Origin of the sequence: Sneathiella sp. P13V-1, assembly GCF_015143595.1 — a bacterium.
GTDB lineage: Bacteria > Pseudomonadota > Alphaproteobacteria > Sneathiellales > Sneathiellaceae > Sneathiella.
Genome location: NZ_WYEU01000002.1, coordinates 847,420 through 861,948 on the forward strand (window position 1 = coordinate 847,420; position 14,529 = coordinate 861,948).

General features: G+C 45.4%; 13 protein-coding genes. 11 read left to right on the forward strand and 2 right to left on the reverse strand.

Features of this window, described 5'->3' with window-relative positions; all coding sequences use genetic code 11:
- The first annotated feature begins 76 nt into the window (after positions 1–76).
- Complete coding sequence (gene recG / locus GUA87_RS11010; protein WP_193716603.1) at positions 77–2,170, forward strand: ATP-dependent DNA helicase RecG; 2,094 nt, start codon at positions 77–79, stop codon at positions 2,168–2,170.
- A 2-nt stretch (positions 2,171–2,172) separates the two neighbouring features.
- Here the strand turns inward: recG and GUA87_RS11015 are convergent, their stop codons facing one another.
- On the reverse strand, positions 2,173–2,898 hold the full coding sequence (locus tag GUA87_RS11015; protein WP_193716604.1) for a DUF502 domain-containing protein: 726 nt from the start codon (positions 2,896–2,898) through the stop codon (positions 2,173–2,175).
- 260 nt (positions 2,899–3,158) lie between these two features.
- Here GUA87_RS11015 and GUA87_RS11020 point away from each other — a divergent pair, with 260 nt between their 5' ends.
- The 10 genes from GUA87_RS11020 (at position 3,159) to GUA87_RS11065 (ending at position 13,345) form a co-directional block, all read left to right on the forward strand.
- On the forward strand, positions 3,159–5,171 hold the full coding sequence (locus GUA87_RS11020) for a PAS-domain containing protein (RefSeq protein ID WP_193716605.1): 2,013 nt from the start codon (positions 3,159–3,161) through the stop codon (positions 5,169–5,171).
- A gap of 91 nt (positions 5,172–5,262) precedes the next feature.
- Positions 5,263–6,021, forward strand: a complete 759-nt coding sequence (locus GUA87_RS11025) for a glucose 1-dehydrogenase (protein ID WP_193716606.1) — start codon at positions 5,263–5,265, stop codon at positions 6,019–6,021.
- 450 nt (positions 6,022–6,471) lie between these two features.
- Positions 6,472–6,714 (forward strand): Lrp/AsnC ligand binding domain-containing protein, encoded by a 243-nt coding sequence (locus GUA87_RS11030; protein WP_193716607.1) that lies wholly within the window; start codon positions 6,472–6,474, stop codon positions 6,712–6,714.
- A 548-nt stretch (positions 6,715–7,262) separates the two neighbouring features.
- On the forward strand, positions 7,263–8,363 hold the full coding sequence (locus GUA87_RS11035) for a GGDEF domain-containing protein (protein WP_193716608.1): 1,101 nt from the start codon (positions 7,263–7,265) through the stop codon (positions 8,361–8,363).
- A gap of 169 nt (positions 8,364–8,532) precedes the next feature.
- Positions 8,533–9,303 (forward strand): enoyl-CoA hydratase-related protein, encoded by a 771-nt coding sequence (locus GUA87_RS11040; protein WP_193716609.1) that lies wholly within the window; start codon positions 8,533–8,535, stop codon positions 9,301–9,303.
- Between the two features lie 2 nt (positions 9,304–9,305).
- Positions 9,306–9,773, forward strand: a complete 468-nt coding sequence (paaI, locus tag GUA87_RS11045) for a hydroxyphenylacetyl-CoA thioesterase PaaI (RefSeq protein WP_321575906.1) — start codon at positions 9,306–9,308, stop codon at positions 9,771–9,773.
- Positions 9,770–10,972, forward strand: a complete 1,203-nt coding sequence (pcaF, locus tag GUA87_RS11050; RefSeq protein WP_193716610.1) for a 3-oxoadipyl-CoA thiolase — start codon at positions 9,770–9,772, stop codon at positions 10,970–10,972. The genes paaI and pcaF overlap by 4 nt, the downstream gene beginning before the upstream one ends.
- A 32-nt stretch (positions 10,973–11,004) precedes the next feature.
- Positions 11,005–12,306, forward strand: coding sequence for a phenylacetate--CoA ligase PaaK (gene paaK, locus GUA87_RS11055; protein WP_193716611.1), 1,302 nt, complete (start codon positions 11,005–11,007; stop codon positions 12,304–12,306).
- A gap of 15 nt (positions 12,307–12,321) precedes the next feature.
- Positions 12,322–13,020, forward strand: a complete 699-nt coding sequence (locus tag GUA87_RS11060) for a DUF2461 domain-containing protein (protein WP_193716612.1) — start codon at positions 12,322–12,324, stop codon at positions 13,018–13,020.
- 103 nt (positions 13,021–13,123) lie between these two features.
- Entirely contained in the window at positions 13,124–13,345 is a 222-nt protein-coding gene (locus GUA87_RS11065; RefSeq protein WP_193716613.1) for a hypothetical protein, read from the forward strand.
- A 49-nt stretch (positions 13,346–13,394) separates the two neighbouring features.
- Here GUA87_RS11065 and GUA87_RS11070 read toward each other — a convergent pair whose 3' ends face one another.
- Entirely contained in the window at positions 13,395–14,444 is a 1,050-nt protein-coding gene (locus GUA87_RS11070; RefSeq protein WP_193716614.1) for an alcohol dehydrogenase, read from the reverse strand.
- Between the last annotated feature and the right edge of the window lie 85 nt (positions 14,445–14,529).

The window sequence follows — 14,529 nt, forward strand, 5'->3', positions numbered from 1 at the left end:
AAGCATATACTCTTTTTAATCTGGAATGTCAGCCCCCCGGCTGGACCCATAGCAAAATTCGAATTAAAGTGCGCTCATGCGACCAGAAGTTCTCTTCCCATTATTTCGCCCAATAAATACCTTAAAAGGTATTGGGCCACGCCTCGCCGCGCTAATTGAAAAATTGGCGGGACCTCATGTGGTGGATGTTCTCTTTCATCTGCCGTCAGGCGCGATTATGCGAGAAGAGATAGAAACTTTAACCCCACAGCATCTGACGCGACAAATTATCATCAAAACGCAGGTTATTAAGCATCATCCGTCTCGAAGTCGCCGTGTCCCCTACAAAATAAGCTGTTTAAGCGGTGATGAGAAACTGACACTGACTTTCTTTAATGGCCGCGAAGACTATTTACGCCGCGCCCTTCCTGAGAGAGAAGAGAGAATTATTTCCGGTAAACTCGAGCAGTTTTCAGGAAGTTACCAAATCACGCATCCGGACCATATCTCCCGTATCAACGAAACAGCAGATATCAAGAGATGTGAACCTGTCTACCCTTTGACGGCCGGTGTCACCAGCAAAACGTTTCATAAAGCGCTCATTCAAGCGCTGGAAGACCTTCCGCATCTTTCTGAATGGACAGACCCTCATCTGATAGGGCGCCAAAATTGGCCCAAGTGGAGGGAGGCGCTTCAAGCCTCCCATAATCCAAATACCATATCCGACCTTGAGCCTGAAAATCTAGTACGGCAGCGTCTGGCCTATGATGAGCTTCTATCGAACCAGGTGGCGCTGGAGCTTGTTCGCCGCAGTATGAGACGGCGCAAAGGTAGACGCTTCGAAGGCAAAGACGGTCTTATCACACAGATTGAAAACGCGCTTCCCTATTCTCTTACCCATGCGCAACAATCCGCCCTGTCAGAGATCTTCGCTGACATGCATAGCGACAATAGAATGCTCCGACTTCTACAAGGTGACGTGGGAAGCGGTAAAACCGCTGTTGCGTTGATGGCGTTGGCGAAATGTGTTCAGTCAGGTGCGCAAGGTGCCATGATGGCACCAACTGAAATTCTGGCGCGACAGCATATTGAAAGCATTAAACCTTTTATAGATGCAGCTGGCCTTAATGTGGCGCTGTTGACCGGGCGTCTAAAAGGCAAGAAACGCGAGGCACTTCTTGAAGAGATCGCAAATGGCAATATTCACATTATCGTTGGAACACATGCTTTGTTTCAAGATGATGTGATTTATCATGATCTTGGCCTCGCCATTATTGATGAACAGCATCGCTTTGGCGTTCATCAGAGACTGTCCTTAAGCGCAAAAGGTCGCCCCGATAAAGGCGGTGTAGATATCCTTGTAATGACCGCAACGCCTATCCCCCGAACTCTGGCTTTAACAGCTTATGGGGATATGGACGTTTCCATCATAGGGGAAAAACCTCCAGGGAGAAAACCTGTCACCACGCGGGCCATTGATATAGCGCGCCTTGATGACCTTGCTAATAGCCTTTCCAGAAAGCTGGCAGATGGGGAACGTATTTACTGGGTTTGTCCATTGGTCGAGGAAAGCGAGGTTATCGACCTTGCTGCTGCTGAGGACCGATATGAATATCTAAATCGTCTCTACCCCGGTCACGTTGGTTTGGTGCATGGCAAAATGAAAGCCGATGAAAAAGACGCAGCCATGCAGAACTTCAAAGAAGGTGTCACCAAAATCCTCGTGGCGACGACCGTTATTGAAGTTGGTGTGGATGTTCCGGAAGCTACAGTTATGGTGATCGAACATTCCGAACGTTTTGGCCTCGCACAACTTCATCAGCTTCGAGGACGTGTAGGCCGCGGTGGTTTGGAAGGATCCTGTCTGCTTTTATACACAGGACCGCTTGGAGAAACACAGAAAGCACGCATTAAAATCATGCGGGAAACGGAAGATGGTTTCAGAATTGCCGAAGAGGATCTACGCCTTCGTGGCGCTGGAGAGTTTCTGGGCACACGACAAAGCGGCATGCCGGTCTTTAAACTGGCTGATCTTGCTCATCACAGTAAGCTATTGAATGTTGCAAGAGATGATGCCCGCGCATTTTTGGAGCAAGACCCTGAACTCAACTCGGAGCGAGGGCAAGCAATCCGCACCCTGCTCTACTTATTTGAAAGAGACAGCGCCATCAGGTATCTCTCTTCAGGTTGATATTAAGATGAGGATTTCTCTTCATCCTCATTTTCACCGTCTTTAGGCCAAATCATGCCCGCCGAAATAACGAGCTTAACCCCCTCTTCCACCGTCATATTCATAAACTTCAGGTCATGTTTTGGAACGAAAAGCAGAAATCCTGATGTGGGGTTCGGCGTTGTCGGTAGAAACACGCTGATCATCGCATCCTCATCCATGTCTGCTACGTCACCTTCCGCTTCACTTGTGACGAAGGCAATGGCCCAGATGCCGCGGCGCGGATATTCAACTAAAACAACTTCACGGAATGACGTACCGGATTGCGCCAATACTGTTTCCATGATCTGTTTCAGGGCATTGTAAATGGATCTTACAACCGGCATCCTTCCAACAATTCTCTCTCCAAATTTTAGGAAAGATCGACCAAGGAAGTTGGCCGTGAGGAAACCTATAAGAATAAGGGCAATAACAGCAACAAGAACACCCATGCCAGGCACACCAAATGGAAGGTATGTTTCTGGATTGTACCGCGCGGGAATAAGAGGCGTTACGTTGGCATCAACAAAATCAACAAAAATGTAGGTCAGGTAAATTGTAATTGCGATCGGCGCAGTCACTACAATACCCGTCAGAAAATAGTTCCTGAGCCGATGCAATAGGCCTACTTTTGGGGCAGGCTCCACTAGAAGTGGCTTGAGTTCACCATCTTCTTCCGGATGTTCAGGCTGCTGATTTTTATGTTTCATGACGCTGTATCACTTGTGAAAATCAAAACGCTCTTACTCGTATGTAAGAGCTGTCAGGATCATAACAACAACTCATAAATCGACTAGCTTTTTCTTTATGCTCGAAATAACTGTTTCTTAATTTTGATATATGACAATCGGCGCAGCTAACTGGTAGAATAACATCTGTCTTAATCTTTGAAATTGGGTAAGCAAGGACTGACGTGGGTATATTATTTCGATATCGCGTATTGATACTCGCATTGCTAGGTTGCACTCTTGTGACACTTTTGGTCGTTGCTTCAGATTTCATTGCATCTTCAGTGATCTATCTGGTTCTTGGAGTTTTCCTTGGAATTATTGTATTTCTGACCATAGATAGGAGCAGCTTTTACTCAGGATCCAAGCAGTTTTTGGAAGTTCTTGCCCCTACGTTGAACTCACTTAACGAAGGCATTTTGGTTTTCGATAACAAAGACCACCTGACTTACATCAACGACACTTTTTACAAACTCTCTCCCATGATGTCGGGTCTAATCAAAGTCGGCATGACTAGAGAGGAAGTCGTCAATCTGTATGTAAGCAGAATTGAGGATGAAGATAGCTTAAGGCGCCTTCAGGAGAACTATGCAGCTTCCAAAAACAATCCAATAGATCGGAATGAGGGGACTGTTGTCAAACTTCCCACTGGCCGCTTTATGTCTTACACGCAGAAAAAAACACCTTCGGGCGGTTTATTTCTTTTTATTCGTGACATAACTGAAGATGTTGCAAAAAGGGAGACACTTCAATTCCAGAGTGAACTTCTGGATATTGTCTATGAGAACCTGCCATTGGGTATTTGTATTCTGGACAAGGAAAACAATATCATCAGCTGGAACAGATCCCTTCAGGATATCACAGGCTTACAAAATGATGAAATATATAAGGGAAAACCCTATCACCTACACCTTCTTGAGGCATTTGACAGATTTTCAGAAAGCGCATCCACCCCTGAAGAGTTTGCAGACAGTGTTTTAGCAGCTTTTGAATCAAAATTTCCGACCAGAGCAGAAAGAGTTTTGAAGAATGGAAAAATAGTAGAAATTTATCGTGCGACCCTGGACGATGGGCGTAAAATCTGCACCATCACAGATGTAACACTGCAACGCACAACTGATAAAATCCTGAAAGATAGCGAAAAACGCTATCGCGAGATGGTGGAACATTCACCAGAAGCTATTTTCGTTCATAAAAACAGCATCGTCATATACGCCAATGACGCAGCGGTAAAATTACTCGAAGCCAAAGATCTTCATGATGTAATTGGGACAAAGATAGATCGTTATTTTGCGCACGAAGATCTGGAAAAACTGCAGCATCATCTTTATCAGGACGAAGATCTTGATACCGATACGGATTATCCAGCTGAAACAGGTCGTATCATCCTCAATAGCGGAGATCTGGTAGATGTTGAGGTTGATTCAACTTCACTTCTCTACGGAAAAAAGCCTGTCTTACAAGTGATTGTCCGTAATATTTCTGCGCAAAAGAAAACCCAGGAGCTCCTTAAACAAGCGAAAGAAGAAGCGGAGTATGCTGCTCAGCTAAAATCAACCTTCCTCGCTAATATGAGCCATGAGCTCAGAACCCCACTTAACGCTGTTATTGGATTTTCTGAGATTATCAGGGGACAGATTTTCGGGAAGATTGGATCCCCGAAATATGTCGAATATGCTGATGACATCCACGCCAGCGGGCTGCATCTTCTTGATCTTATCAACGACATTCTGGATCTTTCCAAGGTAGATGCTGGCGGCATGGACTTGCTTGAAGAGAAAATTGATGTCTCTGAAATTATTAAAGTCTGTATGAGGATCGCCGAGCCACAAAGGGCGAAATCAGGTGTCTATCTCGAATTCGAGGAACCGGATACTCACCCTAAAATTCATGCAGACAAGAAGATGCTCAAACAGGTTCTTCTAAACCTGCTCTCTAACGCCTTCAAATTCACCCCACAAGAAGGAAAAGTAAGTATCAACGTGAAATCAGGTACAGATGGCAGCTTAACAATTACGGTAAGTGATGAAGGGATCGGTATCAAAAAGAATGATATTGAAAAAGCTCTCACTGCATTTGTGCAGATCGATGGGGAACTCGGACGTAAATATCAAGGTACCGGATTGGGGCTCCCTCTTTCCAAACGTCTGATGGAGTTGCATGGGGGCACTCTTGACCTGAAAAGTTCCTTTGGCAATGGAACAACTGTGTATCTTTCCTTCCCGGCGGAGCGGGTTTTGACCAAGGCTGCTTGATCGGCCCAAAATAATTCTATATTGTTTGACGCAAATCATTTAACGAATTGCAGAACATATCTGGAAAAGATATGTCTCACAGGAGGTTCAGGTGCGTCTCGAAAACAAAACAGCGGTTATCACGGGTGCAGGATCAGGCTTTGGTGAAGGTATGGCTTTACGCTTTGCTGAAGAAGGGGCAAAAGTTGTTGTCAGTGACATTAATGGGGATGCAGCAAAGCGCGTTGCGGATGATATCATCGCAAAAGGTGGTCAGGCGATTGCTGATGTTACTGATGTAACGGATGCCGCACAGGTGCAGGCAATGACGGACAACAGCCTGAAAAACTATGGCAGCCTGGATATTCTGGTGAATAATGCGGGAATGCCACAACGCAATGCGCCGATGCTGGAAACTGACGAAGCAACTTTCCAGAAAATCTATGATGTAAACGTAAAAAGCATCTTCTTCACTACAAAATCAGTTGTTCCTGTTATGCAGGAACAAAAAGGTGGAAATATTCTAAATATCGCCTCTACAGCAGCCTTGAGCCCCCGTCCCGGCCTTGTCTGGTACAATTCCAGTAAAGGCGCAGTAGTGACCATGACTAAAGCTATGGCTGTTGAATTGGCCCCTCAGCAGATCCGTGTGAATGCACTGTGTCCTGTAATCGCAATGACCGGCATGACTGTAGAATTTATGGGCGGTGAAGATACTCCAGAAATCCGGGAAAAATTCCAGTCAACCATTCCGCTTGGACGTATGAACACACCGCGGGATCTAGCAAATGCTGCCTTGTACCTAACATCTGACGAAGCCTCGTTCATTACAGGCGTGGCGATGGAAGTTGACGGCGGTCGTTGCATCTAATAACGGATCATATTCTCGAAAAAGCGGGCCATGTGATGGTCCGCTTTTTTTATTTTCGACTATTTGATCTGATCATAGGACTTCAAGGGTAAAGCCTGAATAAAGATCACAAGATCCACAACGTAGTTATAAAAAATAGTAGGACAGAAGGTCAGTATTGTCCCCAAGTGAACTGGATCTGAACCAAGTGAAGCGAAGCTAGAAGAAAGCCCTGCTTTTCTAAACCTGTTGTTTATGAATCCAAAGAAGCCTGAATTTCAGGAGCAATTGAATAAAATGCAAACACCTTTGCTATCTGGGACAATTTTGCAATCCAACAGTGCACAGTAGTAATGTCTACTATCATCACCCGTTGTCTAGATGAGCTAGCGGGTGTTTTTTTGTTTCAGAACGAGTTTGTTTTATCTAAGTTAGAGGCCGGTTCAACAAACGGTTAAACGAGGTAGATCGGTGCAGACTATATTTATCATGGTGAAATGTGAGCTTGGAAAGGCTTATGAAGTCGCTAATCGCTGTGTTGAACAGGTTGAAAATGTATCTGAAGTCTATTCTGTATCAGGTAAATACGACCTGATGGTCAAATGTTTCCTGGAGGACGATCAGGATATCGGCCACTTTGTGAATGAACAAATTCAGACTCTACCCCACATCAAAGATACTTTTACTATGATCACATTTAAGGCGTTTGCATAACTATTACTGGAATTGACTACATTCAGGTTATGCTCAATGGGTTAAATTGTTACATTTGATTCTCTTTCTGACATTCAGATCGTTACAAATAATGGCTCATCAGTAGTAAAATGTGATGACGTCAAAAAAAATTCATAAAGGTCACTATAAGGAAATAAGAGTTAATCCGTCTTTCCTATGATTTCTTTTTCGCCCTACGACCATATTCGAATACACCGATGGTAGAATAATCTAGAATGTTAGTTGCCAACTTGGGTTCCGGCGTTCAGCAAATTTTTTTCATTATGTTTTTCATAGCCTTAGGCAACGTGAAAAAGATTCACAATCATACCGTTAAGTTGATATAAACCAATTTCAGGATTTTAGGAATATCCACTAAATTTGAAATAACATGCAATTAGTATACTTATTCTAATGTGCCTAAAGTCTTAATTCCAACAGATACACTACATTACAAATGTAATTATTTGTAACATTAGAATATATAAATTAACTCACTGGTAATAATTTCCTGTTTTCTTGTGCCTCGGAAAACGAGGGGAAACCCCTTGTCACTGTTACTTAAATGGGCAAATGCCTTTCTTTGCGTGATGAAGGAAAATCAAATGGGTGTTACATACAGCTTTAAAAAAGCCGCCCTGAATGCACAGAAAACGATGGCGCTTCTAGAGGATCGAAAGATCAAGAAGATCCCACAGAATTTTACTATCTGGTTTGAGTATCTCAGCGACGAAAACCCTGAAATCAAGGAAGTCGTTAATCGATTGATCGCGGAGCGTGGCAAGTTTAATGATGAAGTCGCGCAGCAGATCTACAATGAATTCTTCTCGCATGAGAAAGAAAGCAAACAGATCCGCGAAACCAATCGCCTCATGCAGCAATCCATGGAAACGCTGCTTCGGGAAATTCGCTGTTCAAGTAATGGCCTGACAAACTACGAAGAAACTTTGGAAAATTTTGCAGGAAGTGCAGAAGGATCCAGCGTAGATGAAATGCAGCATATGGTCGCTCGCGTAATTAATGAAACGCGCCAAATGTCTGCTCAATCTAAGATACTAAATGAAAGCCTCAATCAGGCTTCTGCAGAAATCGATATTCTTCGGGAAAAACTCGAAACAATTGAGCATGAAAATCTAACAGACTCCCTCACCGGAATTGCCAATCGCAAGCGGTTTGATATGGTTTTGGAAGAATATAGTGAACGAAGCAAAAACGGCGACACAAGCATGTGTCTTGTAATGTCTGATATTGATCACTTTAAGAAATTCAACGACGACCACGGACACCTTTTTGGTGATCAGGTTCTAAAGCTGGTAGCGCAAACCTTACATAATGGCATCAATGAAATTGGTATAGCAGCGCGTTACGGCGGTGAAGAATTTGGCATTATCCTGCCAGAGACAAATATCAATAAAGCCATTCGCCTCGCCGATGAATTACGTGAAAGCGTTTCAAGCAAGAAACTAGTGAAACGGAATACTGGTACAAATGTCGGGAAAATCACCATGTCATTCGGCGTTGCACAGTTCGATCCGAAGGAAAGCATTAATGACTTCGTCTCCCGTGCTGATCAGGCACTTTATTGTGCTAAGGCTGCTGGCAGAAACCAGGTTAAAACATTTAATAGTTCAATGCAGATATCTGCGTAATCAGCCATAATCAGACTTCGAAACAACATTAAAATCAGTTACCATCCGGTAGCTGATTTTTTTTGATCTTCTTCGATGCGATACATTTTTTCATATTTTTTGAATTTTTTTGTATTACATTGATCCTAATTAATGCTAGATAAAAATAAAGATGGAGGGAGCAATCCATATGAGTTTTGAAACAATCAAATTCGAAATCGATCAGGGTGTTGCAAAAATTACTCTAAATCGTCCTGAAAAGATGAATACTTTCAATGGGAAGATGTTCGACGAGCTTCGGGACATTATGCCAAAATTGGAAGGTGATGATGTCCGCGCTGTTCTGATCACTGGCGAAGGCCGTGCATTTGGTGCCGGTGCTGATCTTTCAGATGGTGACGGCCTTGATGTTCGTGAGGCGCTTAGCAAAAACTACAATCCACTTATTCGATTCCTGACGAGCTTGGAAAAGCCGGTTATCAGTGCAGTAAATGGGCCAGCCGCAGGTGCAAGCGTTTCTTTGGCGTTAGCTGCTGATATCTGTCTTGCTGCCAAGTCTGCATATTTCCTTCAGGCCTTCTGCCATATCGGTCTTGTACCTGATGCGGGTGGTACCTACTTCCTGCCACGCAAGGTTGGCATGGCCAAAGCAATGGGCATGGCCCTACTTGGCGATAAGATCCCAGCGGAACAGGCTGAAGATATGGGTCTGATTTGGAAAGTCTGTGAAGATGATGCTCTTATGACAGAAGCTACCGAATTAGCAGCAAGATTTGCAAAAGGCCCTACTAAAGGTCTTGGCATGATCAAAAAAGCTATTCGTGCAGGCGTGACTAATACAATGGATGATCAGCTTGATCTTGAAGTTGATCTGCAGGAAGCCGCTTCAAACACAGATGACTTCAAAGAAGGTGTTCTGGCTTTCGCTCAAAAACGCGCCCCGAATTTCACAGGTAAGTAATAGTGACTGAAATAACGTACCTTTCTGCGCAGGAACTGGCAGAAAAGGTGTCCGAGGCCATGTATGCAGATGATCTGGCCTCGCAGCACCTTGGAATTACCCTGGATGAAATTGGACCAGGGACAGCAACAATGTCCATGTTGGTGACAGATGTTATGCTAAATGGCCATAAAACGTGTCATGGTGGATATATCTTTACATTGGCAGATACGGCCTTCGCCTTTGCGTGCAATGCCTGCAATCAAAATACCGTAGCCGGTGCCGCACAGATTAACTACCTGAAAGCTGTTCCAAATGGCACGCGTATGATTGCCAAAGCCGTTGAAATCAACCGTACCAAACGGACGGGTTTATATGATATATCGGTCACGGATCAGGACGGCAATTTGGTTGCCTCTTTCCGTGGGAATTCTCACACAATTAAAGGTCAGCGGATCCCTGGCCTTGAAGCAAAAGAAGAAGAAAAATGAAAAACGTATTTATTTGCGATGCAATTCGTACTCCTATTGGCCGTTATGGCGGCTCTCTTTCTCAGGTGCGCACAGATGACTTGGGTGCGGTGCCGTTGAAAGCTCTGATGGAGCGTAACGCAAATGTCGATTGGTCAAAAGTTGACGACGTTCTTTACGGTAATGCCAATCAGGCTGGTGAAGATAACCGTAACGTGGCCCGGATGAGCTCCCTACTCGCAGGTCTGCCAACAGACGTTCCGGGTGCAACAGTAAACCGCCTTTGTGGCTCCGGTCTTGATGCGACCGCGGGTGCTGCCCGTCAGATCATGACTGGTGAAGCTGAACTAACAATCTCAGGCGGTGTTGAAAGCATGAGCCGCGCGCCATTTGTGATGGGCAAGGCCACATCCGCTTTCAGCCGCAATGCAGAAATTTATGACACAACAATCGGCTGGCGCTTTGTCAACAAACTGATGAAGGAACAGTATGGCACTGACAGTATGCCAGAAACCGCTGAAAATGTTGCAGATGACTATGGTGTCAACCGTGAAGATCAGGATCTGTTCGCTTTACGTAGTCAGGAAAAAGCCGCCGCGGCACAAGCAAACGGAAATCTGGCAGAAGAAATTACTGCGGTAACAATCCCGCAGCGCAAAGGCGATGCCATCATTGTCGATAAGGATGAGCATCCACGTGCGACCACCATCGAAAAACTGGCCGCTCTTCGTCCGATTGTCCGTCCTGATGGTACTGTTACTGCGGGTAACGCTTCTGGTGTGAACGATGGTGCGTGTGCACTGCTGCTGGCATCTGAACAGGCCATTAAAGATTATTCATTGACACCTAAAGCCCGCGTTATTGCAACTGCGGTTGCAGGCGTGCCACCGCGCATCATGGGCATCGGCCCTGCTCCAGCATCACAGAAAGTTCTGAAACTTGCAGGTCTTTCCATTGATGACATGGATGTCATTGAACTTAATGAAGCGTTTGCAGCACAAGGACTTGCTGTAACACGTGAACTTGGAATTGCTGACGATGACCCTAGGGTCAATCCACAAGGCGGTGCGATTGCACTTGGCCACCCATTGGGTATGTCAGGCGCACGTCTTGCGACGACGGCAACTTATCAACTGCAAAGAAATGGCGGTCGCTACGCCCTCTGCACCATGTGTATTGGTGTGGGGCAAGGCATCGCCATGATTATTGAAAAGGCCTAACAAAGAGCCTTAGAAAGAGTTTGGGAGGAAGTATGAGCCGTTTAACCCCACCAAAGAAAGACGATCTGGATCCTATTGAATATGCAAGCCGGGACGAAATCTCGGCATTGCAACTGGAACGTTTGCAATGGTCTGTGAACCACGCTTACGAAAATGTTGCCATGTTCAAAGAACGTTTTGATGAAAATGGTGTTCATCCATCTGACATCAAGACACTGGAAGATCTAAGTAAGATGCCTTTCTGTAAAAAGCAGGATCTTCGCGACAACTATCCTTTTGGATTGTTTGCAGTTCCTCGCTCTGAAGTGGTTCGTCTCCATGCTTCCTCTGGAACGACAGGCCGTGCAACTGTTGTTGGTTACACCCAAAGTGATATTGATAACTGGGCTGACCTTGTTGCACGCTCTATCCGGGCGGCAGGTGGCACACGCGACCATATGGTTCATGTGACATATGGATATGGCTTATTTACAGGTGGCCTTGGCGCCCATTATGGTGCGGAACGCCTTGGATGTACCGTCGTCCCCATGTCGGGCGGTCAAACTGAACGCCAGGTTCAGATCATTCAGGATTTCCAACCTGAAATTATCATGGTCACCCCATCTTACATGATGGCCTTGGCCGAAGAATTTCATCGCCAAGGCATTGATCCACGTTCCTCTTCCCTCAAAGCTGGTATTTTTGGGGCAGAGCCATGGAGTGAAGGCATGCGCGACCAAATCGAAAGCGCGTTTGATATTGACGCCTTGGATATCTATGGCCTGTCAGAGGTTATGGGACCCGGTGTTGCCAGTGAATGTCTGGAAACAAAAGATGGTCTGACTATTTGGGAAGATCATTTCTACCCGGAAATCATTGATCCGGAAACGGGTGATGTTCTGCCAGACGGTGAAAAAGGTGAGCTTGTCTTCACATCTCTTACCAAAGAAGCTTTCCCGGTTATTCGTTATCGTACAGGTGACCTGACACGCTTGCTCCCGGGAACAGCGCGTTCCATGCGCCGGATTGAAAAAATTACAGGCCGTGTGGATGATATGTTGATTATCCGCGGCGTGAACCTCTTCCCTAGCCATGTTGAAGATCTAGTCGTTGCAACGGAAGGTTTAACTGCTCATTATGTGTTGGAAGTAACACGTGAAGGAATTCTGGATGAGTTGACCATCCGCGTTGAAAAAGATCCTGTTGCCCCTGCAGATGATAGCGCGGCTGGATATCTTCAGAAACGCATTAAGGGTGTTCTTGGTGTTTCAACAAAAGTAATCTTGTGTGATCCAGGTGAAGTAGAGCGTTCAGTTGGCAAGGCGAAAAGGGTAATTGATCGCCGAAACCTCTAACAGATAGGCGATAAAATGAGCGGAACATTCAACGGTTTTTCCAAAGATCTTCTGAAATTTTATGAAGAGCTAAAAGAAAATAACACTCGCGAATGGTTTCAGGAAAATAAGCCCAGATATCGAGAGGTCGCGCTTTTACCGATGTGCGACTTCATTCAGGATTTTGCAGAACGCCTTGACGATATAGCCCCTCGATATATTGCGGATCCGCGCCCAAATGGCGGATCCGTTTTTCGTATCCACAGGGATGTTCGGTTTTCTAAAGACAAAAAACCCTACAAGGAACATCTGGCGTGTCAGTTCCGCCATCAGGCAGGTAAAGACGCCCACGCGCCAGGCTATTATCTTCATGTGGATTTAGAAGGGGTCCGAATGGGCTGTGGTATCTGGATGCCCCCTGCCCCAAAACTTGCGCTGATCAGGGCCGCTATTAATGAAAACTCGGACAGGTGGAATGAAATCAGGACGGCACCAGAAATTCTGGATATGTTTGATGGTATCCACGGGGATGGCCTGAAGACGACCCCTAAGGGATATGCAAAAGATCACCCCAATATCGAAGATCTTCGTCGCAAAACTTTTTTCCTTATGCGAAAATGTCCACACGACATCCTGTTTAGCGAAGAATTATTAGATGTTGTTGAAGAGACATACCGCAAGGCTGATCCGTTCATGAAATTCATGACTGATGCAGTGGAACTTCCCTTTCAATAAGGGAAATCAGCTAAATCCTTAAAATTACGAAAATTTTAACTTCTGGCTGTTAGCATTCATATAAATTGGCTTTATCGCTAAAACAGGCGAACGGAGTTGTGTGATGATGAATGTAATTGAATTTCAACCGGATTCTATGCTGGACCTATACAGCACGGCGCATTTTATGATCATGCAACAAGGTGAAAACGCGATCAACCTTCTGGACGAAGAAGCGCAGTCCCTCAGGAAAAAGGGCGCGACTGAAGAGCTGAATGCTTGCCTACATCTCTTGAGAGTAGTTCAGGAGCTGATTGATATGGAAATCAAAGGCCCCATTCACTAATAAAAAAACCTCCCAAATGGGAGGTTTTTTCTTTGGTATTTTCGAACGATCAGTTTTTGAGAACCACACGTCCCATAACTTTACCTTCACGAAGATCATTAAGCGCTTGATCTGCCTCACACATTGGGCGGTGATCCAAGTTCAGTGTCTGCAACTTTCCTTGCTTGGCAAGATCCATCAATTCGTGCATCTCCTCTAGGCTGCCCACGAATGTACCTTCGATTGCGATCGCTTTAATCGGGAACATTGGAAGCGGCATAGAGAACCCGCCACCAAACAGGCCAACGATTACCAATTTACCGCCTTTTGCCAGTACGCTTGAGCCGAATTTTGCGCTGCTTTCTGCGCCAACAAAATCAATGGCACCGTTCACACCACCGTTGGTCAGACGCATCAGTTCTTTGAATTGATCGCGGTCATTTGGATCAAAAGCAGCGTCTGCGCCCGCATCAAGACCCATTTGACGTTTTTCAGGATCAATGTCAGCAACATATATTTTTGCGTTGGTAACGGATCTGGCAATGGCCAATCCAGCCATACCAACACCACCGCAACCGATAATCAGCAAAGATCCATTATCTGTTCTGGATTTAACCTTTTTAAGAGCGCTGTAGGCGGTCAGGCCTGAGCATGTGTAGGTACAAGCGGATTCTTTGTCGATGCCTTCATAATCCAACAGGTATTTTGCATCAGGAACAACAAGGTGGTCGCTGTAACCGCCATCCACATCAATGCCGAGGGCCTGTGGCCGGTTGCACAGGTGACCATTACCCGCTTCGCAGATATGGCATTCGTCACAGCCGATCCAAGGATAAACAACGCGCTTATCGCCAATGTTTACACCGGAGACGTCATCTCCAACAGCAACAACCTCACCCACGATCTCATGACCTAGAGTAAAGGGAAGTGGGCGTTTACCCTTAACATCAAGATGTTTGCCGCCACCAAGGTCAAAATGTCCTTCCCATATGTGAATGTCACTGTGGCACACACCGCAGGCGGAGATTTTCATCAACACCTGTTTACCGCTCACTGCTGGGGCTTCTTTTGTGTTTTCTACGAGTGGCTGACCATACTCTTCAAACTGATAGCTTTTCATGATTATCCCTTGCGCTCCTGCTGGATCTTATTGCTTCTTTTTATGAAATCCTATGGAGACACAATACCAAGCCGGGCAGCTTAGT

Bases quoted from the DNA above. Each gene is read 5' to 3' on its own strand.
- GUA87_RS11065 (WP_193716613.1), top strand. From the start codon at position 13,124: ATGATGAATGTAATTGAATTTCAACCGGATTCTATGCTGGACCTATAC.
- GUA87_RS11070 (WP_193716614.1), bottom strand. From the start codon at position 14,444: ATGAAAAGCTATCAGTTTGAAGAGTATGGTCAGCCACTCGTAGAAAAC.
- paaK (WP_193716611.1), top strand. From the start codon at position 11,005: ATGAGCCGTTTAACCCCACCAAAGAAAGACGATCTGGATCCTATTGAA.
- GUA87_RS11015 (WP_193716604.1), bottom strand. From the start codon at position 2,898: ATGAAACATAAAAATCAGCAGCCTGAACATCCGGAAGAAGATGGTGAA.
- pcaF (WP_193716610.1), top strand. From the start codon at position 9,770: ATGAAAAACGTATTTATTTGCGATGCAATTCGTACTCCTATTGGCCGT.
- GUA87_RS11060 (WP_193716612.1), top strand. From the start codon at position 12,322: ATGAGCGGAACATTCAACGGTTTTTCCAAAGATCTTCTGAAATTTTAT.
- recG (WP_193716603.1), top strand. From the start codon at position 77: ATGCGACCAGAAGTTCTCTTCCCATTATTTCGCCCAATAAATACCTTA.
- GUA87_RS11040 (WP_193716609.1), top strand. From the start codon at position 8,533: ATGAGTTTTGAAACAATCAAATTCGAAATCGATCAGGGTGTTGCAAAA.